Source organism: Streptomyces deccanensis, from assembly GCF_022385335.1.
Taxonomy (GTDB): Bacteria; Actinomycetota; Actinomycetes; order Streptomycetales; family Streptomycetaceae; genus Streptomyces; species Streptomyces deccanensis.
In genome coordinates this window covers 2,807,293-2,831,275 of record NZ_CP092431.1, presented here as the reverse complement: position 1 = coordinate 2,831,275, position 23,983 = coordinate 2,807,293, and the positions used below count along the sequence as shown (strand labels likewise).

Annotated in this window: 22 protein-coding genes and 1 riboswitch; of the genes, 13 read left to right on the top strand and 9 right to left on the bottom strand. The window is 71.1% G+C overall.

What is annotated here, in order from left to right:
* Window positions 1–51 precede the first annotated feature (51 nt).
* The gene (locus L3078_RS12635; RefSeq protein ID WP_239753537.1) at window positions 52–1,299 is read left to right on the top strand and encodes a L,D-transpeptidase; all 1,248 of its coding nucleotides are present in this window, start codon (window positions 52–54) and stop codon (window positions 1,297–1,299) included.
* Window positions 1,300–1,306: 7 nt separating this feature from the next.
* On the opposite strand, the gene L3078_RS12630 is transcribed toward L3078_RS12635, so the two are convergent.
* On the bottom strand, window positions 1,307–1,708 hold the full coding sequence (locus L3078_RS12630) for a response regulator (protein WP_239753536.1): 402 nt from the start codon (window positions 1,706–1,708) through the stop codon (window positions 1,307–1,309).
* A gap of 144 nt (window positions 1,709–1,852) precedes the next feature.
* Between L3078_RS12630 and ctaE the strand changes: the two genes are divergently transcribed.
* From ctaE to L3078_RS12600, 6 genes are all read left to right on the top strand, one after another.
* On the top strand, window positions 1,853–2,473 hold the full coding sequence (gene ctaE, locus L3078_RS12625) for an aa3-type cytochrome oxidase subunit III (protein ID WP_033528179.1): 621 nt from the start codon (window positions 1,853–1,855) through the stop codon (window positions 2,471–2,473).
* A 97-nt stretch (window positions 2,474–2,570) separates the two neighbouring features.
* Window positions 2,571–3,380 (top strand): cytochrome bc1 complex diheme cytochrome c subunit, encoded by an 810-nt coding sequence (qcrC, locus tag L3078_RS12620; RefSeq protein ID WP_239753535.1) that lies wholly within the window; start codon window positions 2,571–2,573, stop codon window positions 3,378–3,380.
* A complete protein-coding gene (gene qcrA, locus L3078_RS12615) occupies window positions 3,377–4,432 on the top strand; it encodes a cytochrome bc1 complex Rieske iron-sulfur subunit (protein ID WP_239753534.1) in 1,056 nt (351 codons plus the stop codon). The genes qcrC and qcrA overlap by 4 nt, the downstream gene beginning before the upstream one ends.
* Window positions 4,429–6,069, top strand: coding sequence for a cytochrome bc1 complex cytochrome b subunit (qcrB, locus tag L3078_RS12610; RefSeq protein ID WP_239753533.1), 1,641 nt, complete (start codon window positions 4,429–4,431; stop codon window positions 6,067–6,069). Before qcrA ends, qcrB begins: the two co-directional genes overlap by 4 nt.
* A gap of 127 nt (window positions 6,070–6,196) precedes the next feature.
* Window positions 6,197–7,261 (top strand): anthranilate phosphoribosyltransferase, encoded by a 1,065-nt coding sequence (trpD, locus tag L3078_RS12605; RefSeq protein ID WP_239753532.1) that lies wholly within the window; start codon window positions 6,197–6,199, stop codon window positions 7,259–7,261.
* Window positions 7,262–7,576: 315 nt separating this feature from the next.
* Window positions 7,577–7,692, top strand: a riboswitch (SAM riboswitch).
* A gap of 127 nt (window positions 7,693–7,819) precedes the next feature.
* Window positions 7,820–9,181: an aminotransferase class V-fold PLP-dependent enzyme gene (locus L3078_RS12600; RefSeq protein ID WP_239753531.1), complete on the top strand. Its 1,362-nt coding sequence runs from the start codon at window positions 7,820–7,822 to the stop codon at window positions 9,179–9,181.
* Here the strand turns inward: L3078_RS12600 and L3078_RS12595 are convergent.
* From L3078_RS12595 to L3078_RS12565, 7 genes are all read right to left on the bottom strand, one after another.
* A complete protein-coding gene (locus L3078_RS12595; RefSeq protein WP_239753530.1) occupies window positions 9,142–10,386 on the bottom strand; it encodes a glycerate kinase family protein in 1,245 nt (414 codons plus the stop codon). The genes L3078_RS12600 and L3078_RS12595 overlap by 40 nt on opposite strands.
* 24 nt (window positions 10,387–10,410) lie before the next feature.
* Window positions 10,411–11,826 (bottom strand): SLC13 family permease, encoded by a 1,416-nt coding sequence (locus L3078_RS12590; protein ID WP_239753529.1) that lies wholly within the window; start codon window positions 11,824–11,826, stop codon window positions 10,411–10,413.
* Between the two features lie 137 nt (window positions 11,827–11,963).
* A complete protein-coding gene (locus L3078_RS12585; RefSeq protein ID WP_239753528.1) occupies window positions 11,964–12,638 on the bottom strand; it encodes a response regulator transcription factor in 675 nt (224 codons plus the stop codon).
* 28 nt (window positions 12,639–12,666) lie between these two features.
* Complete coding sequence (locus L3078_RS12580; RefSeq protein ID WP_239753527.1) at window positions 12,667–14,103, bottom strand: sensor histidine kinase; 1,437 nt, start codon at window positions 14,101–14,103, stop codon at window positions 12,667–12,669.
* The gene (locus L3078_RS12575; protein ID WP_239753526.1) at window positions 14,090–14,383 is read right to left on the bottom strand and encodes a small secreted hydrophilic protein; all 294 of its coding nucleotides are present in this window, start codon (window positions 14,381–14,383) and stop codon (window positions 14,090–14,092) included. Before L3078_RS12575 ends, L3078_RS12580 begins: the two co-directional genes overlap by 14 nt.
* A 104-nt stretch (window positions 14,384–14,487) precedes the next feature.
* Window positions 14,488–14,769, bottom strand: coding sequence for an Lrp/AsnC family transcriptional regulator (locus L3078_RS12570; RefSeq protein WP_033528170.1), 282 nt, complete (start codon window positions 14,767–14,769; stop codon window positions 14,488–14,490).
* A complete protein-coding gene (locus L3078_RS12565; RefSeq protein ID WP_239753525.1) occupies window positions 14,766–15,521 on the bottom strand; it encodes a rhomboid family intramembrane serine protease in 756 nt (251 codons plus the stop codon). The genes L3078_RS12570 and L3078_RS12565 overlap by 4 nt, the downstream gene beginning before the upstream one ends.
* 198 nt (window positions 15,522–15,719) lie before the next feature.
* Between L3078_RS12565 and L3078_RS12560 the strand changes: the two genes are divergently transcribed.
* The 5 genes from L3078_RS12560 (at window position 15,720) to L3078_RS12540 (ending at window position 21,303) form a co-directional block, all read left to right on the top strand.
* Window positions 15,720–15,959, top strand: coding sequence for a hypothetical protein (locus L3078_RS12560; protein WP_033528168.1), 240 nt, complete (start codon window positions 15,720–15,722; stop codon window positions 15,957–15,959).
* Between the two features lie 34 nt (window positions 15,960–15,993).
* Window positions 15,994–17,337 (top strand): NYN domain-containing protein, encoded by a 1,344-nt coding sequence (locus L3078_RS12555; protein ID WP_239753524.1) that lies wholly within the window; start codon window positions 15,994–15,996, stop codon window positions 17,335–17,337.
* 259 nt (window positions 17,338–17,596) lie between these two features.
* Window positions 17,597–18,631 carry a C40 family peptidase gene (locus L3078_RS12550; RefSeq protein ID WP_239753523.1) on the top strand — a complete coding sequence of 345 codons (1,035 nt, stop codon included), beginning with the start codon at window positions 17,597–17,599 and terminating at the stop codon, window positions 18,629–18,631.
* 310 nt (window positions 18,632–18,941) lie between these two features.
* Window positions 18,942–19,976 (top strand): C40 family peptidase, encoded by a 1,035-nt coding sequence (locus tag L3078_RS12545; protein ID WP_239753522.1) that lies wholly within the window; start codon window positions 18,942–18,944, stop codon window positions 19,974–19,976.
* 55 nt (window positions 19,977–20,031) lie between these two features.
* Window positions 20,032–21,303, top strand: a complete 1,272-nt coding sequence (locus L3078_RS12540; protein ID WP_420864053.1) for a Cif family virulence factor — start codon at window positions 20,032–20,034, stop codon at window positions 21,301–21,303.
* Between the two features lie 122 nt (window positions 21,304–21,425).
* On the opposite strand, the gene L3078_RS12535 is transcribed toward L3078_RS12540, so the two are convergent.
* Window positions 21,426–22,646: a glycosyltransferase 87 family protein gene (locus L3078_RS12535; RefSeq protein WP_239760290.1), complete on the bottom strand. Its 1,221-nt coding sequence runs from the start codon at window positions 22,644–22,646 to the stop codon at window positions 21,426–21,428.
* Window positions 22,647–22,801: 155 nt separating this feature from the next.
* Here L3078_RS12535 and L3078_RS12530 point away from each other — a divergent pair, with 155 nt between their 5' ends.
* A complete protein-coding gene (locus tag L3078_RS12530) occupies window positions 22,802–23,944 on the top strand; it encodes a glycosyltransferase family 4 protein (protein WP_239753521.1) in 1,143 nt (380 codons plus the stop codon).
* Window positions 23,945–23,983: the final 39 nt, after the last annotated feature.

Genomic DNA, 23,983 nt, shown 5'->3' with positions numbered 1-23,983 from the left:
ACACGGCTCACCCGACGCGCCGCACCCGACGGCCGTTCCTACGTTGAACCCATGAGCACCTCACCCCGTAACCGCATAGTCGTCGGCTGCACGCTGCTGGTGGTCTCCATGGGAGTGGGCGTCGCCGCCTGCGGTTCCGGTGGCCACCCCCTCTCCGGCACGCCCTACGACGCGGCCGACCACGTCTCCTTCAACACCCCCACCGGCGACGGCGAGAAGGCCGACCCGGACAAGCCGCTGGAAGTCACCGCCGAGGACGACGGACGCATCACCGACGTCACCGCCGTGGACGCCGCAGGACGCTACGTGGCGGGCGAACTCTCCGCCGACGGGGGTCGCTGGCGCTCCACCTCACCGCTCGCAGCCAACGCCCGCTACACGGTCCATGTGAGCACCGAGGACGAGGACGGAGCGCCCGGCCGCGAGACCGTCGCCTTCGACACCGGCCGCCCGCTCACCAAGAAGCGCCTGAACGTCACCTTCGGACCGAAGGAGGGCAGGTACGGCGTCGGCCAGCCCGTCACCGCCGAGCTCAGCCGACCGGTCAAGGACAAGGCCGCCCGGTCCGTCGTCGAACGGGCGCTCAAGGTGGACTCCACCCCCGCCGCGGAGGGCGCCTGGCACTGGGTGGACGACAAGAAGCTGCACTACCGGCCCAAGGAGTACTGGCCCGCCGAGGCCACCATCCGGGTGCACAGCAACCTGGAGGGCCTGAAGATAGGCGACCGGCTCTGGGGAGGGAAGGCCGAGCCCATCGAGCTGACCACCGGCGCGAAGATAGTCGCCGTCACGGACGCGGCCGCGCACCAGATGACCGTCTACAAGAACGACGAGGTCATCAAGCAGATACCGGTGACCACCGGCATGCCCGGCTACGACACCCGCAACGGGGTCAAAGTGGTGCTGGCCAAGGAAGGTACCGTTCGCATGACCAGCGCCAGCATAGGTGCGTCCGACTTCTACGACCTGACCGTGCACCACTCCGTCAGGGTCACCAACAGCGGCGAGTACGTCCACGCCGCCCCCTGGTCCACCGGCTCCCAGGGGTACGCCAACGTCAGCCACGGCTGCACCGGCATGAGCATGGCCAACGCCCAGTGGTTCTACGACACCATCAACGAGGGCGACATCGTCGAGGTCGTCAACTCGGCCGGCGACACCATGGCCCCCTTCGGCAACGGCTACGGCGACTGGAACCTCGACTGGAAGAACTGGCGCGAGGGCAGCGCCCTGGTCGGCGGCACGAAGGAAGTCCCCGGGCCCCAGGTACAGGCTCGCCTGAGGCCGGAGTCCGTGTAGACGGGATCTAGGCGCTCAGCGCCTGCCTGCTGCGGAGCAGGGAGGCCAACGCCGCCGCGAACTCCACCGGCTCCACCGGCAGGGTCACCGCCGCGTCCGCCCGGCTCCATGTCGCGAGCCAGGCGTCCTGCGGCCGCCCGATCAGCACCAGCGCGGGCGGGCACTCGAAGATCTCGTCCTTGATCTGCCGGCACACCCCCATGCCCCCCATGGGCACGGCCTCGCCGTCGAGGACGCAGACGTCGATCCCGCCCTTGTCCAGCTCCTTGATCACGGCGGCGGGGGTCGCGCACTCCACGAACTCCACCTGCGGAACGTCCGGTGCCGGACGGCGCCCCGTCGCCAGCCGAACTTGTTCGCGGGTGTTGGAGTCGTCGCTGTAGACCAGCACCGTGGCGGTCGGCTGCATTGTTCCTCCGTGACGTCAGCGTCTTAAGGACAGGCCCGATGCGCGGATGCTACTCCCTCGAACACCACGTCAGCACCGGTACGGAAGGGAGCAACACTCCGAACGGCACCCCCCGGAGTGAGGGCGGGATAAGCGACCGACATAATGTCGGTCGTGGCGACAGCAACGACAGTAGAAACCGGGCACGCGCACCCGTCGGTCAACCGGCCGAACCTCACCAGCGTCGGAACCATCATCTGGTTGAGTTCCGAGCTGATGTTCTTCGCGGCCCTCTTCGCGATGTACTTCACCCTGCGATCGGTGACCGGTCCGGAGTTCTGGTCGGAGAAGGCCGACACCCTGAACTTCCCGTTCTCGGCGACGAACACCACGATCCTGGTGCTCTCCTCCCTCACCTGCCAGCTCGGCGTGTTCGCCGCCGAGCGCGGGGACGTGAAGAAGCTCCGGATGTGGTTCATCGTCACGTTCGTGATGGGTGCGATCTTCATCGGCGGTCAGGTCTTCGAGTACACCGAGCTGGTCAAGCACGAGGGCCTGTCGCTCTCGTCAGACCCGTACGGCTCGGTCTTCTACCTGACCACCGGCTTCCACGGCCTGCACGTGACGGGCGGTCTCATCGCCTTCCTGCTGGTCCTCGGACGCACCTACGCGGCCAAGAGGTTCACCCACGAGCAGGCGACCGCGGCCATCGTCGTGTCCTACTACTGGCACTTCGTCGATGTCGTCTGGATCGGCCTCTTCGCCACGATCTACATGATCAAGTAGATCGGGCGGCCGAGCCGGGCGGATGCGCGCCTGTCTCGCACCGCGAACGACCTTTCCAGTAGCACCGACGCAGAAGATCCTGACACCGGGGTAATCCGTGAAAAAGCTCTCCGCACGACGACGCCATCCGCTGGCGGCGCTCGTCGTCCTAACCATCGCGCTGGCGGCCTGCGCGGGGCTGTACACCGCCTTCGCGCCCGCGGACAAGGCGGTGGCCGAAGAAACCGCGCAGACCCTCACCATCGAGGAGGGCAAGAAGCTCTACGCCGTCGGCTGCGCGAGTTGCCACGGCACCGGCGGTCAGGGCACCTCCGACGGTCCGTCCCTGGTGGGTGTGGGCGCGGCGGCCGTCGACTTCCAGGTCGGCACCGGCCGTATGCCGGCCCAGCAGCCGGGCGCGCAGGTCCCGAAGAAGCCGGTCGTCTATTCGCAGGCCGAGATCGACCAGCTCGCGGCGTACATCTCCTCCCTGGGCGCCGGCCCGGAGATCCCGACCGAGAACGAGTACAACCCCGAGGGCGCGGACATCGCCGAGGGCGGCGAGCTGTTCCGCACCAACTGCGCTCAGTGCCACAACTTCACCGGCAAGGGTGGTGCGCTGTCCGAGGGCAAGTACGCGCCGTCCCTTGAGGGTGTCGACCCGAAGCACATCTACGAGGCCATGCAGACGGGCCCGCAGAACATGCCGTCCTTCCCCGACACCACGCTGTCGGAGGAGAACAAGAAGGACATCATCGCGTACCTCGACGCGGTCAACAGCGACGACACCGTGGAGCCCGGTGGCCTCAGCCTCGGCGGGCTCGGCCCGGTCAGCGAAGGCCTCTTCGGCTGGGTGTTCGGGCTCGGCGCGCTGATCGCCGTCGCCGTCTGGGTCGCCGCTCGGACCGCAAAGGCCAAGAAGTCATGAGTAGCCAAGAGATTCCAGAAGAGAACCTGCCCACCGAGCAGGACGCGCACGGCGCGGTGAAGGTCGCGGACGAGGAGAACCCCTTCGCGGACCCCGGCCTGCCGCCCCACGAGCACCGGATCCAGGACATCGACGAGCGGGCCGCCAAGCGGTCCGAGCGCACGGTCGCCCTGCTGTTCACGGTGTCGATGCTGGCCACCGTCGCCTTCATCGCCTCGTACCTGGTGATCGACGTCGACAAGTCGATCTACGTCTGGCCGATCGGCCACATCAGCGCGCTGAACTTCGCGCTGGGCATGACGCTGGGCCTGTCGCTGTTCTGCATCGGCGCCGGCGCGGTCCACTGGGCCCGCACGCTGATGTCGGACGTGGAGGTCGCCGACGAGCGTCACCCGATCGAGGCCTCGCCCGAGGTCAAGGCGAAGGTCCTGGCCGACTTCAAGCAGGGTGCCAAGGAGTCCGCGCTCGGTCGCCGCAAGCTGATCCGCACCACGATGTTCGGCGCGCTGACCCTGTTCCCGCTCTCCGGTGTCTTCCTGCTCGGCGGCCTCGGCCCCGCGCCCGGCACCAAGCTGCGGCACACCACCTGGGCCAAGGGCAAGAAGCTCGTCAACATGAACACCATGGAGCCGCTGCGCCCCTCGGACGTCGCGGTCGGGTCGCTGACCTTCGCCATGCCGGACGGCCTGGACGAGCACCAGCACGACTTCCAGAAGAACATCGCCAAGGACGCCCTGATGATCGTCCGGATCCAGCCGGACGACATCAAGGACAAGCGCGAGCTGGAGTGGTCCCACGAGGGCATCGTGGCGTTCTCGAAGATCTGCACCCACGTCGGTTGCCCGATCTCCCTGTACGAGCAGCAGACGCATCACGTGCTCTGCCCCTGTCACCAGTCCACCTTCGACCTCGCCGACGGCGGCCGGGTCATCTTCGGCCCCGCGGGTCACGCCCTTCCGCAGCTGAGGATCACCGTCGGCGAAGACGGCTACCTCCAAGCGGTCGGCGACTTCGAAGAGCCCGTCGGTCCTGCCTTCTGGGAGCGCGGATGAGCACTGCAACCACCACCGGTTCGCGCGACAAGCGCGAGAAGGCACCGTCCGGCGAGCGCGTCGCCGACTGGGCCGACGGCCGGCTCGGGATCTACTCCCTGGCCAAGGCCAACATGCGCAAGATCTTCCCCGACCACTGGTCGTTCATGCTGGGTGAGATCTGCCTGTACAGCTTCATCATCATCATCCTCACGGGTGTGTACCTGACGCTGTTCTTCCACCCGTCGATGAACGAGGTGGAGTACCACGGCAGCTACGTCCCGCTGCAGGGCCAGCTGATGTCCGAGGCGTTCAACTCGACCATGCACATCTCCTTCGAGGTGCGCGGTGGTCTGCTGATCCGGCAGATCCACCACTGGGCCGCGTTGGTCTTCCTCGCCGGCATGTTCGTGCACATGATGCGCGTGTTCTTCACCGGCGCGTTCCGCAAGCCGCGTGAGGTCAACTGGCTGTTCGGCTTCCTGCTGTTCGTCCTCGGCATGTTCACCGGCTTCACCGGTTACTCGCTCCCGGACGACCTGCTCTCCGGCACCGGTGTCCGCTTCATGGAGGGCGCGGTCCTGTCCGTGCCGATCGTCGGCACGTACCTGTCGTTCTTCCTCTTCGGCGGGGAGTTCCCGGGCGGCGACTTCGTGGCCCGCTTCTACTCGGTCCACATCCTGCTGCTGCCGGGCATCATGCTCGGCCTGATGGTGGCCCACCTGATCCTGGTCTTCTACCACAAGCACACCCAGTACGCGGGCCCCGGCAAGACGAACAACAACGTCGTCGGCATGCCGCTGCTCCCCGTGTACATGGCGAAGGCCGGCGGCTTCTTCTTCCTGGTCTTCGGTGTCATCGCGATCATCTCGGCGATCGCCACGATCAACCCGATCTGGACCATGGGCCCCTACCGGCCCGACCAGGTCTCCACCGGCGCGCAGCCCGACTGGTACATGGGCTTCTCCGAGGGTCTGATCCGTGTCATGCCGGGCTGGGAGATCAACTTCTGGGGTCACACGCTCGTCCTGGGTGTGTTCATCCCGCTGGTGATCTTCCCGCTGGTCCTGGTCGCGATCGCGGTCTACCCGTTCATCGAGTCCTGGGTCACCGGCGACAAGCGCGAGCACCACATCCTGGACCGCCCGCGCAACGCCCCGACCCGTACGGCCTTCGGTGTCGCGTGGATCACCTGGTACATGGTCCTGCTGATCGGTGGTGGAAACGACCTCTGGGCGACCCACTTCCACCTGTCGATCAACGCCATCACCTGGTTCGTCCGGATCGCGTTCTTCGTGGCCCCGGTCCTCGCGTTCATCGTCACCAAGCGCATCTGCCTCGGCCTGCAGCGCCGGGACAAGGACAAGATCCTGCACGGTCGCGAGACCGGCATCATCAAGCGCCTGCCGCACGGTGAGTTCATCGAGGTCCACGAGCCGCTCAGCCAGGAGCAGCTGCACACGCTCACGGCGCACGAGCAGTACAAGCCGGCCGAGATCGGCCCCGCGGTCGACGAGAACGGTGTCGCCCGCAAGGTGTCGCGCCTGGAGAAGGTCCGCGTCAAGCTGAGCAAGGGCTACTACGGCGAGGACAGCCAGATCGCCAAGCCCACCGTCGAGGAGTACAAGGAGATCACGAGCGGCCACGGCCACCACTGATCGCTTTGCTTCGCCACACCACGGTCGAAGGGCCCCCGTCCGATCTTCGGACGGGGGCCCTTCGCCGTGCTCCGACCTGGATAGGGTGGGGTTCTGTTCTTCTCTGCTACGACACCCAGGAGCGGCTATGAGCGCTGTGACCCCCGCTGGAGGCGACACCGCGGCGGGCCGTTCCTGGCCCGCCGTGCTGAACGCGCTGCTGTCCGGGCAGGACCAGGACGCCGGCGCCACCTTCTGGGCGATGGACCAGATCATGCGCGGCGAGGCGACGGACGCGCAGATCGCCGGGTTCGTGGTGGCCCTGCGGGCCAAGGGGGAGACCGTCGAGGAGATCACCGGTCTCGTCGAGGCACTGTACGAGCACGCCAAGGTGATCGAGGTGTCCGGGAAGACCGTCGACATCGTCGGCACCGGCGGGGACGGCGCCAAGACGGTCAACATCTCCACGATGTCGTCGATCGTCGTCGCCGGCACCGGCGCGAAGGTCGTCAAGCACGGCAACCGGGCCGCGTCGTCGGCGTCCGGGGCGTCCGACGTGCTGGAGAAGCTCGGCGTCAATCTGGAGCTGACGCCGCAGCGGGTGGCCGAGGTCGCCGAGGAGGCCGGGATCACCTTCTGCTTCGCGGTGAAGTTCCATCCGGCGCTGCGCCATGTGGCGGCCGCGCGTGGGCAGTTGGGCATCAGGACCGTCTTCAACGCGCTCGGGCCGCTGGCCAACCCGGCGAAGGTGCGGGCCCAGGCGGTCGGTGTGGCCGACCCCCGGATGGCGCCGATCATGGCCGGTGTCTTCGCCGAGCGCGGGAACTCCTCCCTGGTCTTCCGCGGTGACGACGGGCTGGACGAGCTGACCACCACGGCGACCTCGCGGGTGTGGGTCGTGCGGGACGGCAAGGTGACCGAAGAGAGCTTCGACCCGCGTGACGTGGGCTTGGAGCTGGTGCCGGTGGAGGCGTTGCGGGGGGCAGACGCGTCCTACAACGCGGATGTCGCGCGGCGACTGCTGGCCGGGGAGACCGGTCCCGTACGGGACGCGGTGCTGCTCAACTCGGCGGCGGCGCTGGTGGCGCTGGAGCCGACGTCCGCGCCGCTGGCGGAGCAGTTGCGGGGTGGAATGGCCAAGGCCGCGGAGTCGATCGATTCCGGGGCGGCGCGTGGGGTTCTCGAGCGGTGGGTCGCTGCGACGAATCGGTAGGTCGTCGGGTGGGCGCGGGTGCGTTGTCGGGTGCGGGTTCGGTGGGGCTTCTCGCGCAGTTCCCCGCGCCCCTAGAAGCCCAGGCCCTGCGGGCCTGAAAGACCGGGCCCTGCGGGCCTGAAAGGCGAGGGGGCTGCGGGATGATAAGCGAGGGGCGCAGCCCCTGCTTTTCAGGGGCGCGGGGAACTGCGCGATCAGCCCCCACCGGACCCGCACCCGCCGACGAAACACGCACCCCCAACCCCTCACGCGCCCCATCCCGCGATCCGGACACGAGTTGCGGCGCGGCGATCACTTCACGTACGTTCTGGTTCAGGTCATGAGTGACAGTCCATAGCCCCGGCTGGCTGTCCGGCAACCCTCCTTCCGTGGCGGGGTGCCCCGGGTGAAGACCGGGCCGTAGGCAGCGAGGTCTACGGCAAGCGCGGCTTCGAGGGAGTCTTCCGTGAGCAAGCGAATGCGATAGGGCCGCCGAGCCCCGCCTCCGCGCACCCCTTTCTCTTCTTTTCCTTCCTCCGCATGCCTTCTTTCCGCATGCCTCCTCACGGGAGTCCCCCCATGTCTGTCTCCACCCTTGCCGCCGCCCAGTCCGTTTGTGCCCCTCTGCCCGTTCTGGGCCGGGATGTCACCGTCCCGCTCGTCACCGGCGGCGAGGTCACCTACGCCGCACTCGACTACGCGGCCAGCGCCCCCGCGCTGCAGCGGGTGTGGGACGACGTGGCGGCGTACGCGCCCTACTACGGCAGCGTCCACCGAGGCGCCGGCTACCTCTCCCAGCTGTCGACCGACCTCTTCGAGAACGCCCGCAGGACCGTCGCGGAGTTCCTCGACTGCCGGGCCGAGGACCAGGTCGTGTTCACCCGGTCCACCACCGACTCGCTGAACCTCCTGGCCGCCGCCCTCCCCGCCGACTGCCAGGTCTTCGTCTTCGAGACCGAGCACCACGCCTCGCTGCTGCCCTGGCGCGACGCGCGGGTGACGTACCTGGACGCTCCCCGGACGCCGGAGCAGGCCGTCACCACGCTGGAGACCGCGCTCGCGGGACGCGACCCGCACGGGCCCGCGCTGGTCTGCGTCACCGGCGCCTCCAACGTCACCGGCGAGATCTGGCCGGTGCGTGAGCTGGCCGCCGCCGCGCACGCGCACGGCGCTCGGATCGTCCTCGACGCCGCCCAGCTGGCGCCTCACCACCCGCTGTCCGTACAGGAGTTGGACGTCGACTGGGTCGCGTTCTCCGGCCACAAGCTGTACGCGCCCTTCGGCTCGGGCGTCCTGGCCGGCCGCGCCGACTGGCTCGCCACGGCCGAGCCGTACCTCGCCGGCGGCGGTGCCTCCCGCAAGGTGACTCGGCGCACCGACGGCGGCATCGACGTCGAGTGGCACGAGACCGCCGCCCGGCACGAGGCCGGTTCGCCCAACGTCATCGGCGCCTACTCCATCGCCTCCGCCTGCAAGGCCCTCACCGAGGCGGGGTTCGACACGCTGGTCGCCCGGGAGCGGCACCTGATCGACACCGTGCGCGCCGGGCTCGCCGAGGTGCCCGAGGTGCGGATCCTCTCGCTCTTCGGGGACGACGCCCCGCGCGTCGGTGTCATCTCCTTCGTCGTCGAGGGCTGGAACAGCTCCCACTTCGCTGCCGCGCTCTCCGCCGAGTACGGCATCGGCCTACGCGACGGCCTGTTCTGCGCCCACCCCCTCGTCCGCACCCTCCTCGGCAGCGACCCGCAGACGCAGGGCGAGTGCGGCGCCCCCGAGGCCGCGCCCGGCGAGCGGTCCCTCAACGCGATCCGGGTGAGCTTCGGCGCGGGCACCCCCGACGAGCACGTGGAGCGGTTCGTCGGCGCGGTCAAGGAGCTCGTACGGGACGGCGCGAAGTGGAACTACCGCACGGAGGACGGGCGTTGTGTCCCGGCCGTGTGATCGACGCGGGGTGACCCCGATGTGCCTCTGCTGTCGGCCGTCACCCGTGCGCCCAGCACGATCATCCTGAGGGCCCGTTCCGTGGCGTCCGTGAGGAGTTCGCTCGCGCGGACCATGGCCTCGGCGAGGGCCATCGGCGCGGGCAGGATGCCGGTGTACGCGTCCACGCCGGGCACCTCGTGCGCGCCCTCGCCGAGGGTGCCCGCGAGGGCGAGGACCGGGCGGGCGTGCAGCTTGGCGCGGCGGGCCACCTCGGCGGGGACCTTGCCGCGCGGTGTCTGGTGGTCGAGGGCGCCCTCGGCGGTGATGACCAGGTCGGCGCGGGCGAGCCGGGCGTCGAGGTCCAGGTGGCCCAGCAGCACCTCGAAGCGGGGGAGCAACCGGGCGCCCAGGGCGGCGAGTCCGGCCCCGAGACCACCGGAGGCGCCGGTGCCGGGGCCGTGCCGGAGGTCGATGCCGGCCGGGCTGCCGGGCAGGTCCCGGGTGAGGACGTACGCCCAGTTCTCCAGGGCCGAGGACAACTCCTCGACCTGTGCCGGTGTGGCCCCCTTCTGCGGGCCGAAGACCCTGGCGACTCCCCGTTCACCGCACAGCACGTTGAACGGGTTGCAGGCGACGAGCAGCTCCACGCCCGCGAGGCGGGGGTCGAGCCCGGTCGGGTCGAGCCGGTGCAGACGCCGCAACTCCCGTCCTCCTGGCGGTAGTTCGGCGCCGTCCGCGTCCAGGAGTCGTGCGCCCAGCGCCTGGAGGGCGCCGGCCCCGCCGTCCGACGTACCGGAGTCGCCGCAGCCGACCAGGATCCGCCGGGCGCCCCTGTCGAGCGCGGCACGGATCAGCTCGCCGACGCCGTACGTGGTCGTCGCGCCGGGGTCGCGCAGCGCGGGCGGGACGAGGGAGAGGCCCGCGACGGCGGCCATCTCCACCACGGCCGTCCCCGTGGTCGCCGGGTCGTGGGAACCGATCAGGGCGAAGTGGGTCTCGACCGGTTCGCCGACCGGGCCCGTGGCGTGCAGGGGGACCAGACGGCCCCCGGTGGCGGCGGCCAGCGCGGCGGCCGTGCCCTCGCCGCCGTCCACCAGGGGGATGAGGTCCACCTCCGCGTCGGGCAGCACCCGGCGGACACCTTCCGCGATGGCCTCGGCGGCGGCCTCGGCGGACAGGGACTCCTTGAAGCCACTGGGGGCCACGGCTACTCGGTTCAACATGTTCTCAGGGCTCCTCGGGAGTGGTTACGGGACGAGCGGGACGCCCACCAGCGGCCACACGGCGACCGCGAAGAGCACGACCAGGGCGGCGGTCAGCGGCGCCAGGACGGCGGAGAGGCGGAGCAGGTCACGAGGGGTGTAGGTGGGTGTGCCGGGGAGGTCGGCGAAGAGGGCGACCGGCTTCGCGGAGGCCGGGAGGGTGTGGCAGAAGCCGGCCGCGGCGGTGGAGGCGAGCGCGGCGGCGACCGGGTTGACCCCGGCCCCCACGGCCGCCGCGACCACCAGCGGGACCAGCACCGACGATCGTGCCGACCGCGACTGCAGCACCAGATGGGCGGCCGTGCTCAGCACCACGACCACGACCAGGAAGAGCGGCGGTGCGAGCCCCGGGGGCAGCCCCGAGACCAGCCACTTCGCCGCTCCCGAGTCGCTGAGCGCGATGCCCATCGCCATCGTCGCGGCCATGAAGAGCAGCATCGACCAGGGCACGGTCCGCAGCGCGTCCTTCAGCCGTACGGTGCCGAGGGCCGGGGAGGACGCGACGACCGCCCCGATCAGCGCGACCACGGCCGGGGACACCCGGTGCAGCGGCTCGCTGCACCACAGGACCACGACCGTGGCCAGCAGCAGGGCACAGCGCGACTCGGCGGGGGACCAGGGGCCCGTCACCGGCTGCTCGCTGTGCCGCTGGATCTCCTCCGCCGTGATCCGCACGGGGCCGCGGCGGTCCTCGCGTCGGGTCGTCGTCAACAGGACTGCCTCGGCCGCGAGATGGGACGACACGATCGCCAGCGGCAGGCCCAGCAGCAGCCACTCGGTGAAACCGATCCGGTCGCCCGTCGCCTCCCACAGCACCGACACGGTGATCAGATGCGCTCCCGCACCGATCAGGGTCGCCACCGCGGACAGCAGAATCACGGTCGGAAACAACAGCGCGAGCATCACGACCAGTCGTCTCCGGTCGGCCAGCGCCTTGGCGAGGGCCAGGAACACGGGCAGCGCGAGTGCGGCGCGACCCGAGGTGGCGGGCACGGCGAACGCGGTCACGACGAGCGCCGCCGTCGTCAGGTGCGTCAGCTGCCGTACGGTGCGCGCGCCGCTGACGAGGAAGGCCGCGGCCCTTCCCGCGAGGCCCGTCCGGGTCACCGCCGCGGCCAGGACGAACGCGCAGATCAGCAGCCATACGGTGTCGTCGCCGAGGGTGCGGAAGAGGGTGTCGTCGCTGATGACCCCGGTGACGGTGAGGGCGAGCCCGGCGCCCAGGGCTATGTAGGTGTCGTCGATGGGGGTGCCGATCCAGGCGGCCGTCGCCAGTGCGAACACCGCGAGGGTGAGGCGGGCGTCTCCGCCCAGGCCCGGGAAGTTGCCGGGGACGACGAGTAGGGCGCAGAGGGAGAGGGCTACGCAGAGGGTGGTGGCCAGGCGGAGGTTCAGGGTCACATAGGAAGGGTTCAGCCTGGCGGTGAGTCCTTGATGAGCCGTATATGAAGGAAGCTTCACGTCGTTATTCGGCCGCGGGTCTGTGGGGCTTCTCGCGCCCACGCGGCGGAGCCGCATATCGACACAGCCCCGCGCCCCTATCGGGGCGCGGCTGTCGGCAGCCGGTAGCCCATGCCCCTCACCGTCTCCAACTGCCCTGCCCCGAGCTTCTTGCGCAGTGCCCGCACGTACACGTCCACGATGTTCGAACCCGGGTCGAAGTCGTAGCCCCACACGTGGGACAGGATCTGCTCCCGGGACAGGACCTGGCCGGGGTTGCGCAGGAACAGCTCCAGGAGGACGAACTCCCGTGCGGTCAGGTCCACCAGGCGGTCCCCGGCCCTCGCCCGCCGGGTCCGCAGGTCCAGGGTCAGTTCGCCGCTGCGCAGCATCGTCACCTCGGGCGTCCGTGCCGCCGTGCGCAGCCGGAGCCGGACCCGGGCGAGCAGTTCCTCGAAGCGGAACGGCTTGGTCATCCAGTCGTCGGCGCCGCCCTCCAGGCCGGCCACGGTGTCGCGTACGGAGTCGCGGGCGGTCAGCACGATCACCGGGACGGTCACCCGGGCCTCGCGCAGTTCGCGCAGGACGGTGAAGCCGTCGCGGCCGGGGAGCCCGATGTCGAGGACGATCAGGTCGAAGCCGCCGGTGAGGGCGTACTCGTAGGCCGTGTCGCCGTCGCCGACCACGGTCGTGGTGAAGCCGCCCGCGCGCAGGCCCTTCTCCACGAACGAGGCGATGCGTTCCTCGTCCTCGACGATGAGGATGCGGTTCACGGGAGAGCCCCTTCGGTGTCCGTCGGTTTCATGCGCGAGCCTCCTCCAGGGTCAGCACGAAGGTCGCGCCGCCGCCCTCGGTCGGGTGCAGCCGGACCCGGCCGCCGTGGGCCTCGGCGATCGCGCGGACGATCGACAGACCGAGTCCGGCGCCGGAGCCGCGGGCGCCGCGCCGGGCCGTGCCCCGCCGGAACCGCTCGAAGATCACCTCGGTGTCCTGCGGCTGCACCCCGGGCCCCGAGTCGACGACGTACAGCTCGATCGTCGCGCCCTCGGCGCGGGAGCCGACGCGGATGGTCTGGCCGGCGGTGGTGTGCTGCACGGCGTTCTGGGCGAGCTGGACCATCGCCTGGGTGATCCGCTGGGGGTCCAACTCGGCCTCGCGGTCGGCCACTTCGGCGAGCTGCCAGTCGCGGTCGCCGAGGGTGCGGGCCTTGACGTAGACGTCGGCGGTGAGTTCGGCGAGCTGGACCGGTTCGGGGCTGACGAAGTCGGGCCGTTCGGCCTTGGCGAGCAGGAGCAGGTCCTCGACGATGCGGCTCATCCGGTCCAGTTCGTCGGTGACCAGGCGGACCGTCTCCTCGCGCTCGGCGGGATCGTCGCCCATCAGCTCCAGATGGCCGCGCACGATGGTGATGGGGGTGCGCAGCTCGTGGCCCGCGTCGTCGACGAACTCCCGCTGTGCGGCGAACGCCCGCTCCAGCCGGTCGAGCATCGCGTTGAAGGTCTCGGCGAGCGCGGCCACGTCGTCCCGGCCGTGCACCGGGATGCGTCGGGTGAGGTCCTGCTCGGTGAGCTGGGCGGCCGCGGACCGCACCAGCCGTACGGGTTTCAGGATCCGGCCCGCGACCACCCAGGCGATACCGGTCGTCATCAGCAGGGCGACCCCGGAGATGGCGAGGAGCACCCGGAACACCTCGTCGGCGCGGGCCTTCTCGCCCGCCGGGTGGAAGGCGACCACGAACGCCGCGTCCGGCGCGGCCCCGTACCGGGCCACCTCCACCTTCGCCCAGCGGATCTCCCCGGCGGCCCGTTCCAGGGTGCCGGAGGAGCCGGGCGAGTCGAAGATTCTCCGCTGGGCGTCGGCGTCCTTGTACAGCGGCAGCGCGACGGCGATCTCCCGCTGCTGTCGGAGAAATCGGGGGGATCCACCGGGCCGGCCGACGAGCCCGATCAGTTCCTCGTCGGCGTCGGCGTTCTGGCGTTGCAGGAAGACGGTCAGCAGCCGTGCCGGTTCGGTGAAGGGCCGCCCGGTCTCCGGATCGACGCCCTCCTCCTGGAGGTTGGTGAACTCCCCGGCCTCCTGCGCCAGCAGGTCGTTGACGCGCTGGTCCACGTCCCGCAGGAGGATCGACCGCGTGGTCGTCGCCACCGAGGCGAGCGCCACGGTCATCACGAGCAGCAGCCACAGCAGGATCCGGACCCGGGCCGAGACCCGCCCGCGGGGTCGGTCAGCCGTCGTCACCGGGGCCGTCGTCGGCGTCGTCCCGGCCGTCCTGCTCGGAGGCGTCGTCATCGTCGTCACTCGCGGAACTGTCGGTCACCGGAGGCCGCGACACGACCTCGTCACTGGGCGTCGCCTCGGGCCGCGTGGGTGTGGGACTCGGCGACCCGCTCTCCAGCTCCACCTTCGGCGGCACCTTCGGCGCCTCGGGACTGTCGGTCAGGGCGAAACTGGTCGCGGCGATCCCGAGCGGAATCGCCACGACGGCGGCGAGAGCCGCGATCCGGCGGGAGAAGACCATGGGGACGATCCTGCGCAGGAGACCCGCCGACGCGGATGAGGGCGAGATGAGGATTTCTTCATCCAGGGCCCCTCAGCAGGGCCCTGGGGCGGCCCGTGGGGTGCTCAGCCGTCCAGTCCGATGGCGAACGCCGCCTCCAGGTCGTGCTGCGAGTACGTCCGGAACGCCACATGCGTGTCCGTGCCCAGCACGCCGGGGATCTTGCTGATGGAGCCGGGGATCACATCGGCCAGGTCGTCGTGGGCCTTCACCCGGACCATGGCGACCAGATCGTAGGTACCGGTCACCGAGAACACCTCGCTCACGGATTCGAGTGCGGCGATCGACTCCGCGATCTCCGGAATCCGGTCCACGCTGGTCTTGATGAGCACGATCGCGGTGATCACGGCTGTTTCTCTCCCTCGGGGGCCGGAGCGGGGACGTCCGACGGAACATCCACGGGCGCTTTCACTCTAGCCCCACGCCCGTAACGCCCCCACGCGTAGACGAACCCCAGTCCGAACCCCACCAGATGCGCGAGATAGGCGACGCCCGGCCCCGAGGTCTGCCGCCCCGCGGCCAGCCACTGCAGGCTCACCCAGAACGGCAGGGTCACCCACGCGGGGAACCGCAACGGAAGAAAGAAGAGGAAGGGCAGCAGGCTCGTCACCCGCGCCCGGGGGAACAGGAAGAGGAACGCGCCGAGGACCGCGGAGATCGCCCCCGACGCGCCGACCAGCGACTGCGGCGACCCGGCGTGCGCCGCCGCGTACGCCACCAGCGCGACATAGCCGCAGCCGACGTAGAAGAGGGCGAACTCCACATGGCCCATGCGTTCCTCGGCCATCGCCCCGAAGACGAAGAGGAAGAGCATGTTGCCGAGCAGATGCAGCCAGCTGCCGTGGACGAAGAGCGCCGTGAGGGGGGTGAGCGCCGCGCGCGGGGTGCCGTGGAACAGCTCGACCGGGACGACGCCCCAGCGCCGGAAGTACGCCCGCTGCGCGGCCATCAGCTCGTCACCCGCGCCGTACACGGGGTTGAGGCCCGCCGCCGGTCCGATCAGGAAGATCGCACAGCAGACGGCGATCAGCCCGTACGTCACCGGCGCCGACTCGTTTCGTACGGCCCGGGCGGCCGAGGTGCTCCACTTGCCGATCATGAACAGAGCATGACGTAACGGGACCCACCCGCACAGACCGCCTCGCCGCCGACGGCGGTCGGCCCCGCCCGCGCGGGCAATCCGCGCCGCCACCGAAGGCGAACAGGCGTCCAGGACCGGTCAGGCCGTAGGGTTACGAGCCACACGCACCGGGACGCCGGTGCTTCGCGGAGACTGGAAGAAGGAAGAGCAGCCACGATGACGGTTCCCCTGCCGACGGACACCACCCGCTGGCGCTGCACGCTCTGTGGCAACCTCACGCGGTTCGACGTGACCCGCTCGTCGAAGGTCGTCGAGTACGTTCACCTCGACCTCGCCGGGAAGCCCGAGGTCGAGGAGCGCAACGTGGTCAGTGAGACCATCGAGTCGGTCCGTTGCCGCTGGTGCAACGCCGTGGACCAGGTGGAACTCGTGGACAGGCCCGGCGCCGGCTCCTGAGGGAGCGGGCACCGCACAGACAGTGGGGTGACGGATGGTGGAGAGCTCTAGCGGGGGGCCGGGCGACGGCGCCGCTGAGGTGCTCGACCGTCCGCTGCCCGAGGGCGTCCGCAAGCGCGTCGTGCAGATCGTCTCCGACGGCTTCGGCGGGCTGACGGTCGCCGAACTGCCCGCCCAGCTGAGGCAGTACGCCCGGTTCGCCCCGAACCGGCGGGTGAAGTTCGCCGGGAACGCGATGGCCGCCGCCGTGGAGAGCGACACGCTCTTCAGACAGCGGATCGGGGAGCGGTTCCGCGAGGCCCACCCGGAGCTGGCCGGCGCCCTCGACACGGGCGCGCCGCCCCCGGCCGCGGATCCGCTGGACGTGGCGGCCGCGGCCTACGTCCTGCGTCCCACGGGGTGGGTGAAGCTGGTCGCCGCCGCGGGCGAGGAGGCCCTGCGCGCGGACGCCGAGCGCGCCGACGAGGAGAGCCGGGCCGAGCTGGAGCGGCTGCGCGAGCAGCTCGCCGAGGCCCGCGGCCACACCAAGACCGAGACGGAACGGCTGCGCGCGGAGCTGGAAGCGGCCAAGAAGGACGCCGACTCCCTGCACCGCAAGCTCCGGGCCGCCCTCAGCGACGTCAAGCGCGGCGAGGCCGCCCTGCGCAAGCTGCACGCCGAGATGGAGACCCTGCGCGCCGAGAGCCACGCCCAGGTGTCCGCCGCCGAGAGCGAGACCCGGCGGCTCAAGGCCCGCCTCGGCGAGGCGGAGGCCGCCCTGGAGGCCACCCGGCGGGCCGCCCGCGAGGGCCGCAGCGTCGAGGACATGCGGGTACGGCTGCTCCTCGACACCGTGCTGGACGCGGCCCAGGGCCTCAGACGGGAGCTGGCGCTGCCGCCGGTCTCCGTGCGGCCCGCCGAGACCGTCGACGCGGTCGAGCCGGGCCGGATGACCCCGAAGGACATCGCCGCCCGCGCGCTGTCGGAGAACGACCCGGCGATCCTGGACCAGTTGCTGGCGCTGCCGCAGGCGCATCTCGTCGTCGACGGCTACAACGTCACCAAGACCGGCTATCCGCAGATGCCGCTCGAGAAGCAGCGCCTCCGGCTCCTGGGCCAGCTCTCGCAGCTCGCCGCGCAGACCGGCGCCGAGGTGACCTGTGTCTTCGACGGGGCGGAGCTGGCCGCGCCGGTGCTGCTCGCGCCGCCGCGCGGGGTGCGGGTGCTGTTCTCCAAACCGGGTGTCACCGCCGACGAGTTGATCCGCCAGCTGGTGCGCGCCGAACCTCCCGGCCGGCCGGTCATCGTCGTCTCCACCGACCGTGAGGTGGCCGACGGGATCGCCAAGGCGGGGGCCCGCCCGGTCGCCTCGGCCGTGCTCCTCAAGCGCCTTTCCTGACACTTCGACCCCGTGCGCACCAAGGGCAACGTACAGGCGCTATGCCCGAATTGACCGAAGTGTTGCGCAACGTAGCGTCAACCGAGCGCTACCGCATGTGTGTTGAGTGTAAATTGTGCGCCCTGGGACGGGATTTTTCCTGTGGGGGATTTGAAGTGATCACCATTGGGTCACTAGGGTCTGGGCTCAAACCTCTGAACGGGTGATCGTCGCCGGAGTCCCCGCCGGTCGGTCGCTCACAAGAAGGAGTTCACCTACCGTGGCGTCCCACCGTCGACCGAAGCAGCCGAGCCGTGCGCGCGTGACCCTGCTCAGCTCCGCCGCCGCCGCTGCCGTGGCCCTGACCTCGCAGGCCGCCAACGCCGCGCCCGGCGAGAAGCCGAGCAAGGACGACGTCCAGGCCAAGGTCCACAAGCTCTACGAGGACGCCGGGCGTGCCACCGACAAGCTCAACGGGGCCGAGGAGAAGCAGGAGAAGCTCGAGAAAGAGATCTCCACGATCCAGGACAACGTCGCCAAGGGCCAGGAGGAGCTCAACGAGCTCCGTGAGGGCATAGGCCTGGCGGCCAGCGCCCAGTACCGCTCGGGTGGCATCGACTCCTCGATCCAGCTCTTCCTCTCCGCCGACCCGGACGACTACCTGGACAAGGCCGCCACGCTCGACCAGCTGACCAGCCAGCAGGTCGAGGCGCTCGAGAAGATCCAGGCGAAGCAGCGCACGCTCGCGCAGCAGCGCCAGGAGGCCACCGAGAAGCTGGAGGACCTCGCGGACACCCGCGAGACCCTGGCCGACAAGAAGAAGGAAGTCCAGAGCAAGCTGGCCGCCGCGCAGAAGCTCCTCAACACCCTGACGGCCGAGGAGAAGGCCGCCCTGGACAAGCAGGAGACCCGTGCCAGCCGCGACGCCGGGGAGCGCGTCGAGCTCGGCAACGAGGTGCCCGCCTCCAGCTGGGGCGCAGCCGCCCTCGCAGCCGCCGACACCCAGGTCGGCAAGCCCTATGCCTCCGGTGGCGTCGGCCCCAACTCCTACGACTGCTCCGGGCTGACCCAGTGGGCCTACGCCCAGGCCGGTGTCTCGATCAGCCGCACCACGTACACCCAGCAGAACGACGGTACGAAGATCGGCCGCAGCGAACTCAAGCCGGGCGACCTGGTCTTCTTCAACGACCTCGGTCACGTCGGCCTCTACGCCGGCAACGGCATGGTCCTGCACGCCCCTTACCCGACCAAGTTCGTCCGTTACGAGTCGATGAGCACCATCGGTTCCTTCCAGTTCGGTGTCCGCGTCGCCTGACGCCCGACCCGCTCGAAACAGGGCCGACCGTCACCCAGTGTGACGGTCGGCCCTGTTTTCTTTCAAGATCAGGACACAGGGCCGCCCGAACGGGGGAATTCCCGCACCTCGTGCTGACCCCTTCACCCGCTGGTGACCTGGGTCCCAGGCCGGACGTCACGCTCTGTGGCCGCCGAGGTCTTTGGCTGGGACACGGTCGCGCGGCTACTGTCGGCCGCGCTTCCCTCACCCGCCGTGAGCGCACCCCTCCCCGGGGCGTCCTCCGGCCCGGGGAGTGCCCTGTCCACCGTCGAAGGGAGTGCGGCTTCCCGTGGTGTCCCACAGTCGCCTTGTACCGTCCGGGTTCGACCGGGGCGCGGCCGCCGCCCTCGGTGTGCTGTCCGCCGCTGCCGCCGCCCTCGGCGCCATCCCCGTCCAGCAGGCCGCCGCCGCGCCGCACGACAACACCCGCGCCGAGGTGGACCGGTTGTACGAGGAGGCCGAGAAAGCCACCGAGGCGTACAACAAGGCCGACGAGCGCGCCGACGAGTTGCGCGAGCAGGTCGGCACCGCACAGGACTCGATCGCCCGGCAGCAGGACCGCATCAACACCATGCGGGAGTCCCTGGGTTCGCTCGCCGGCGCCCAGTACCGCTCCGGCGCCCTCGACCCGTCGATCGCCCTGCTGTTCTCGGAGAACCCCGACGACTACCTCGACCGGGCGTCCGCCCTGGACCGCATCAGCGCCCAGCAGGCGGGCGAACTCCACGACCTCCAGCAGGCCATGCGCGACCTGAACCAGAACCGAGCGGAGGCCGGCGCCAAGCTGACCGAGCTGGAGAAGAGCCGCAAGGCCGTCGCCCGGCACAAGCGCACCGTCGAGGGCAAGCTCGCGGCCGCCCGGCAGCTGCTCAACTCCCTCCCGGACGAGGAGCGCGCCGCGTACGACCGCGCCTCCCGCTCCACCGCCCCGGGCGGCCGTACCGACATGCCCGAACCCTCCGGCGCCGTCGCCCCCAACGGCCGCGCGGCCGCCGCCGTCGCCGCGGCCCGCTCCGCCCTCGGCAAGCCGTACATCTGGGGCTCCACCGGCCCCGACGGCTTCGACTGCTCCGGTCTCATGGTCTGGTCGTACGGGCAGGCCGGCGTCGGACTGCCCCGTACCTCGCAGGCCCAGCGGTACGCCGGCACCCAGGTCCCGCTCTCCCAGGCCCAGCCCGGCGACCTGGTCACCTACCGGCCCGACGCCAGCCACGTCGGCATGTACGTCGGCAACGGACAAGTCATCCACGCCCCTTACCCGGGCGCCCCGGTCCGCTACGACCCCGTCGGCATGATGCCGATCGCCTCGGTCACCCGCCCCTGACCGTCCTCGGCTCCCGGCCGCCGCAGGAGGGCCGGGTCACCGTACGATCGGGAACGTGGCTGGTCGAAGGCGCACGACGCGTTCCCGGTCCGGGTCGGGGGTCCGGCGCGGGCTCCCGGGACGCGCGGGCGTCCCCTGCGGCCTCGCCCTCGCCCTGACCCTCCTCGCCGGCTGCGGCGCCGACACGGCCCCCGACGCCGCCCGCGCCGACGTCCTGCGGATGCTCGACCGGCGGGCCACGGCGGTCCTGGAACGGGACGGGGCGGCCTACCGCGCCACCGAGGCGCGGACCTCCTTCGTCGCCGGTCAACTGGCCACCGGGGCGGCCGAGTTCGCCAACCTCCGCGGTCTGCCGCTGTCCTCCTGGTCGTACGACCTCAACTCCTTCGACCGCTCCGGCGACCGCGCCACCGCCGAGGCGGCCCTGCGCTACCGGATCCGTGGCTACGACACGGCGCCCGTCACCGCCGTACGGACCCTGACCCTCGTGCGGGACGACGACGGGGCGTGGCGGGTCGCCGCCGACGAGCCCTCGACGAAGGGCACCGAACAGCTCTGGGAGCAGGGGCGGATCGTCGCGGTGCGGGGGGAGCGGAGCCTCGTGCTCGGGGTCGGGCGGTCCGCGGACGCCCTGCGGGCGTACGCGGCGCTGGCGGACCGGGCCGTGCCCGCCGTGACGGAGGCGTGGGGCGAGGACTGGGCGCGGCGGGTCGTGGTCGTCGTACCGGAGTCGCTGGAGCAGATGGCGGGGCTGCTGGGGGCGCCCGCGTCCGGGTACCGGGGGATAGCGGCGGTCACCACCGGGGAGGCGGGGGGCTCGGCGCGGGCGCCGGCGGACCGGATCGTGGTCAACCCCGACGCGTACGCCGTCCTCGGCGACTTCGGCAAGCAGGTCGTCCTCACCCACGAGACGACCCACGTCGCGACACGTGCGCACACCAACGCCGCGACCCCGCTGTGGCTCTCCGAGGGCTACGCGGACTGGGTCGGCTACCGGGGCACCGGCCGCGCGGCGCGTGAGGTGGCCCCCGAGCTGCGGCGGGCGGTGGCGGAGGGGCGGCTCCCGGCGGCGCTCCCCGCCGACGCGGACTTCGGCTTCGCCGACGACTCCGGGGAGCTGGCGCGGGCCTACGAGGCCGGGTGGCTGGCGTGCCGTCTGATCGCCGATCGCTGGGGTGAGGTGCGGCTGGGCGAGTTCTACCGGGCGGTGGGGGCGCACGGGGAGCGGGAGGGGGCGGTGGAGGGGGCGTTGGAGGAGGTGCTGGGGACGACGGTGGAGGAGTTCACGGGGGAGTGGAGGGAGTACGTACGGGGTCAGCTGGGGTGAGGGTGGGGGAGGGCGGGGCGCGTTGTCGTCTGCGGCCCGGTGGGGCTTCTCGCGCAGTTCCCCGCGCCCCTGAAAGACCAGGCCCTGCGGGCCTGAAAAGCACGGGGCGCAGCCCCTGCTTCTCAGAAACCCAGCGGCTCCTTCGCCCGCTCGGCCGGCCCCGGGAGCCGGTCCCGTACCACCACCGTCTCCCGCCACAGCTCGACCGCCGCGAGGAGCGCCGCCAGAACCAGCAGGCCGTTGCGGACGAAGAGGAGCGTGACGCCCAGCCAGTCGCTCGCCACGACATGGCCGAACCAGATCGGGAACTCCAGGACGGTCACGCAGCACGCCACCAGGACCATGACCGCCGGCAACCCCATCCGGCTCGCCCGGAAGCAGAGACAGACGGCGGCCAGCCCCACCAGCCACACCATGTACTGCGGGCTGATCACCCGACTCGTGGCCGTGAACATCAGCACCCCCACGAACGCCGCGTCCGCGAGCGTGTGCGGAGCGAACCGCCGCGCCCGCAGCCGCCACAGCAGCAGCCACGCGAAGGCCACCCCGCTGAGCGCGAGCGCCGCGTGGCTGACGGCGCCGACGTACGGGCCGAGGAACTCCACCGAGCCGTAGTTGAGCAGCACCTCCCCGTCCCAGCCGAACTGCCGGGCCACATGGAACACGAGCGCTCCCAGCGACTCCACCTCGGTGCCCCGGTCGCGCTGGAAGGTCAGGAAGGCGAAGGCGCCCGGCATGGCCAGGGCGAAGCCCGCCGCCAGCACCAGCCCGGTGCCCGCCGCCCAGGCCCACGCGGCGCGCCGGCGCGCGCCCAGGAGCAGCAGGGCCGGCCACACCTTCAGCAGGGCCGCGAAGGCCGTCAGCGCCCCCATGGCGCGCGGATGGCGGCTGCCCGCCAGGAGGGCCGCGACCGCCACGGCCGTCACCATCACGTCGTAGCGGGCGTAGGCGGTCGGGCCGAGCAGCGGGAGGCCCACCACCCACACCCGGGCGCCGCGCCAGGTCCGACCGGGACGCGTGCCCGCGTGGAGGAGCAGGGCGAGGACGACCAGGTCGGCGAGGAGGGCGAGGACGAAGAACGCCGACGCGTAGTCCAGGAAGGGCAGCAGCGCGGGGGAGAGGATCGCGAGGGCCGCGGCGGGCGGGTACTGCCAGGTGACGTCGTGCAGGGGATACGTTCCCCCACGCAGCGTCCCGTACCAGCCGTGGTAGATCACCGAGACGTCGCCGGTGACGTCCGGCCCCGGGAACACGAACACCTTGAAGACGAACAGCAGCAGGAGCAGCCGGGTCGCGCCCCAGAGGGCGAGCAGCCCGCACGGGAGCCGTCGAGAGCCCGTCATGTCCGTCTGAGCCACGTGAGTCCCTGTCCGTCCGCGCTGGTCCGTGTCGGTGAGCAACATGATCCCCCGTCGGGCTGTGAGGCCGCCGTGAAGCGTGGCCGGGTGGATGTGCCTGGCGGCGGCGGTCCCGCGCCCGTTCGGTAGGGTCGGCGGCGATGCACAAGACCCTGATCGTGACCAACGACTTCCCGCCCCGGCCCGGCGGCATCCAGGCGTTCCTGCACAACATGGCGCTGCGGCTGGACCCCGAGCGCCTGGTCGTCTACGCGTCGACGTGGAAGCGGAGCCGGGAGGGCGTGGAGGCGACCGCCGCCTTCGACGCCGAGCAGCCCTTCACCGTCGTCCGCGACCGGACGACCATGCTGCTGCCGACGCCCGCCGTCACCCGCCGCGCGGTCTCGCTGCTGCGCGAGCACGGCTGTACGTCGGTCTGGTTCGGCGCGGCGGCCCCGCTCGGCCTGATGGCCCCCGCGCTGCGCCGGGCGGGCGCGGAGCGGCTGGTGGCCACCACGCACGGCCACGAGGCGGGCTGGGCGCAGTTGCCCGCCGCCCGGCAGCTGCTGCGGCGGATCGGCGAGGGCACGGACACGATCACCTACCTGGGCGAGTACACCCGCTCCCGGATCGCCGCGGCCCTCACCCCGGAGGCGGCCGGGCGGATGGTCCAACTGCCGCCCGGCGTCGACGAGAAGACGTTCCACCCGGGCTCCGGCGGCGCCGAGGTCCGCGCCCGGCTGGGGCTCACCGACCGGCCGGTCGTCGTCTGCGTCTCGCGGCTCGTGCCGCGCAAGGGACAGGACACGCTGATCCGGGCGATGCCCGGGATCCTCGCGGCGGAGCCGGAGGCGGTGCTCCTGATCGTCGGCGGCGGCCCGTACGAGAAGGAGCTGCGCCGGCTCGCCCACGAGACCGGGGTGGCCGGGTCCGTCCGGTTCACCGGCGCCGTCCCCTGGTCCGAGCTGCCCGCCCACTACGGCGCCGGCGACGTCTTCGCCATGCCGTGCCGCACCCGCCGAGGCGGCCTGGACGTCGAGGGCCTCGGAATCGTCTACCTGGAGGCCTCCGCCACCGGCCTGCCCGTCGTCGCGGGCGACTCCGGCGGCGCCCCCGACGCCGTCCTCGACGGCGAGACCGGCTGGGTCGTCCGGGGCGGCTCCCCCACGGAGGCCGCGGAACGCATCACCACCCTCCTCGGCGACCCGGAGCTACGGGAACGCATGGGACAGCGGGGCCGCGAGTGGGTGGAGGAGAAATGGCGCTGGGACCTGTTGGCAGAAACTTTGAAAACGTTGCTGTAGCCCCGTGAGGGGCGCGGGGAACTGCGCGACCAGCCACAA

What these genes read in the sequence shown, in the direction of transcription:
- L3078_RS12635 (WP_239753537.1), top strand. Translation starts at nt 52, where the DNA reads ATGAGCACCTCACCCCGTAACCGCATAGTCGTCGGCTGCACGCTGCTG.
- ctaE (WP_033528179.1), top strand. Translation starts at nt 1,853, where the DNA reads ATGTCGGTCGTGGCGACAGCAACGACAGTAGAAACCGGGCACGCGCAC.
- L3078_RS12530 (WP_239753521.1), top strand. Translation starts at nt 22,802, where the DNA reads ATGCACAAGACCCTGATCGTGACCAACGACTTCCCGCCCCGGCCCGGC.
- L3078_RS12600 (WP_239753531.1), top strand. Translation starts at nt 7,820, where the DNA reads ATGTCTGTCTCCACCCTTGCCGCCGCCCAGTCCGTTTGTGCCCCTCTG.
- L3078_RS12535 (WP_239760290.1), bottom strand. Translation starts at nt 22,646, where the DNA reads ATGACGGGCTCTCGACGGCTCCCGTGCGGGCTGCTCGCCCTCTGGGGC.
- L3078_RS12555 (WP_239753524.1), top strand. Translation starts at nt 15,994, where the DNA reads ATGGTGGAGAGCTCTAGCGGGGGGCCGGGCGACGGCGCCGCTGAGGTG.
- L3078_RS12630 (WP_239753536.1), bottom strand. Translation starts at nt 1,708, where the DNA reads ATGCAGCCGACCGCCACGGTGCTGGTCTACAGCGACGACTCCAACACC.
- qcrA (WP_239753534.1), top strand. Translation starts at nt 3,377, where the DNA reads ATGAGTAGCCAAGAGATTCCAGAAGAGAACCTGCCCACCGAGCAGGAC.
- L3078_RS12575 (WP_239753526.1), bottom strand. Translation starts at nt 14,383, where the DNA reads ATGGTCTTCTCCCGCCGGATCGCGGCTCTCGCCGCCGTCGTGGCGATT.
- L3078_RS12560 (WP_033528168.1), top strand. Translation starts at nt 15,720, where the DNA reads ATGACGGTTCCCCTGCCGACGGACACCACCCGCTGGCGCTGCACGCTC.
- trpD (WP_239753532.1), top strand. Translation starts at nt 6,197, where the DNA reads ATGAGCGCTGTGACCCCCGCTGGAGGCGACACCGCGGCGGGCCGTTCC.
- qcrB (WP_239753533.1), top strand. Translation starts at nt 4,429, where the DNA reads ATGAGCACTGCAACCACCACCGGTTCGCGCGACAAGCGCGAGAAGGCA.
- L3078_RS12565 (WP_239753525.1), bottom strand. Translation starts at nt 15,521, where the DNA reads ATGATCGGCAAGTGGAGCACCTCGGCCGCCCGGGCCGTACGAAACGAG.
- L3078_RS12595 (WP_239753530.1), bottom strand. Translation starts at nt 10,386, where the DNA reads ATGTTGAACCGAGTAGCCGTGGCCCCCAGTGGCTTCAAGGAGTCCCTG.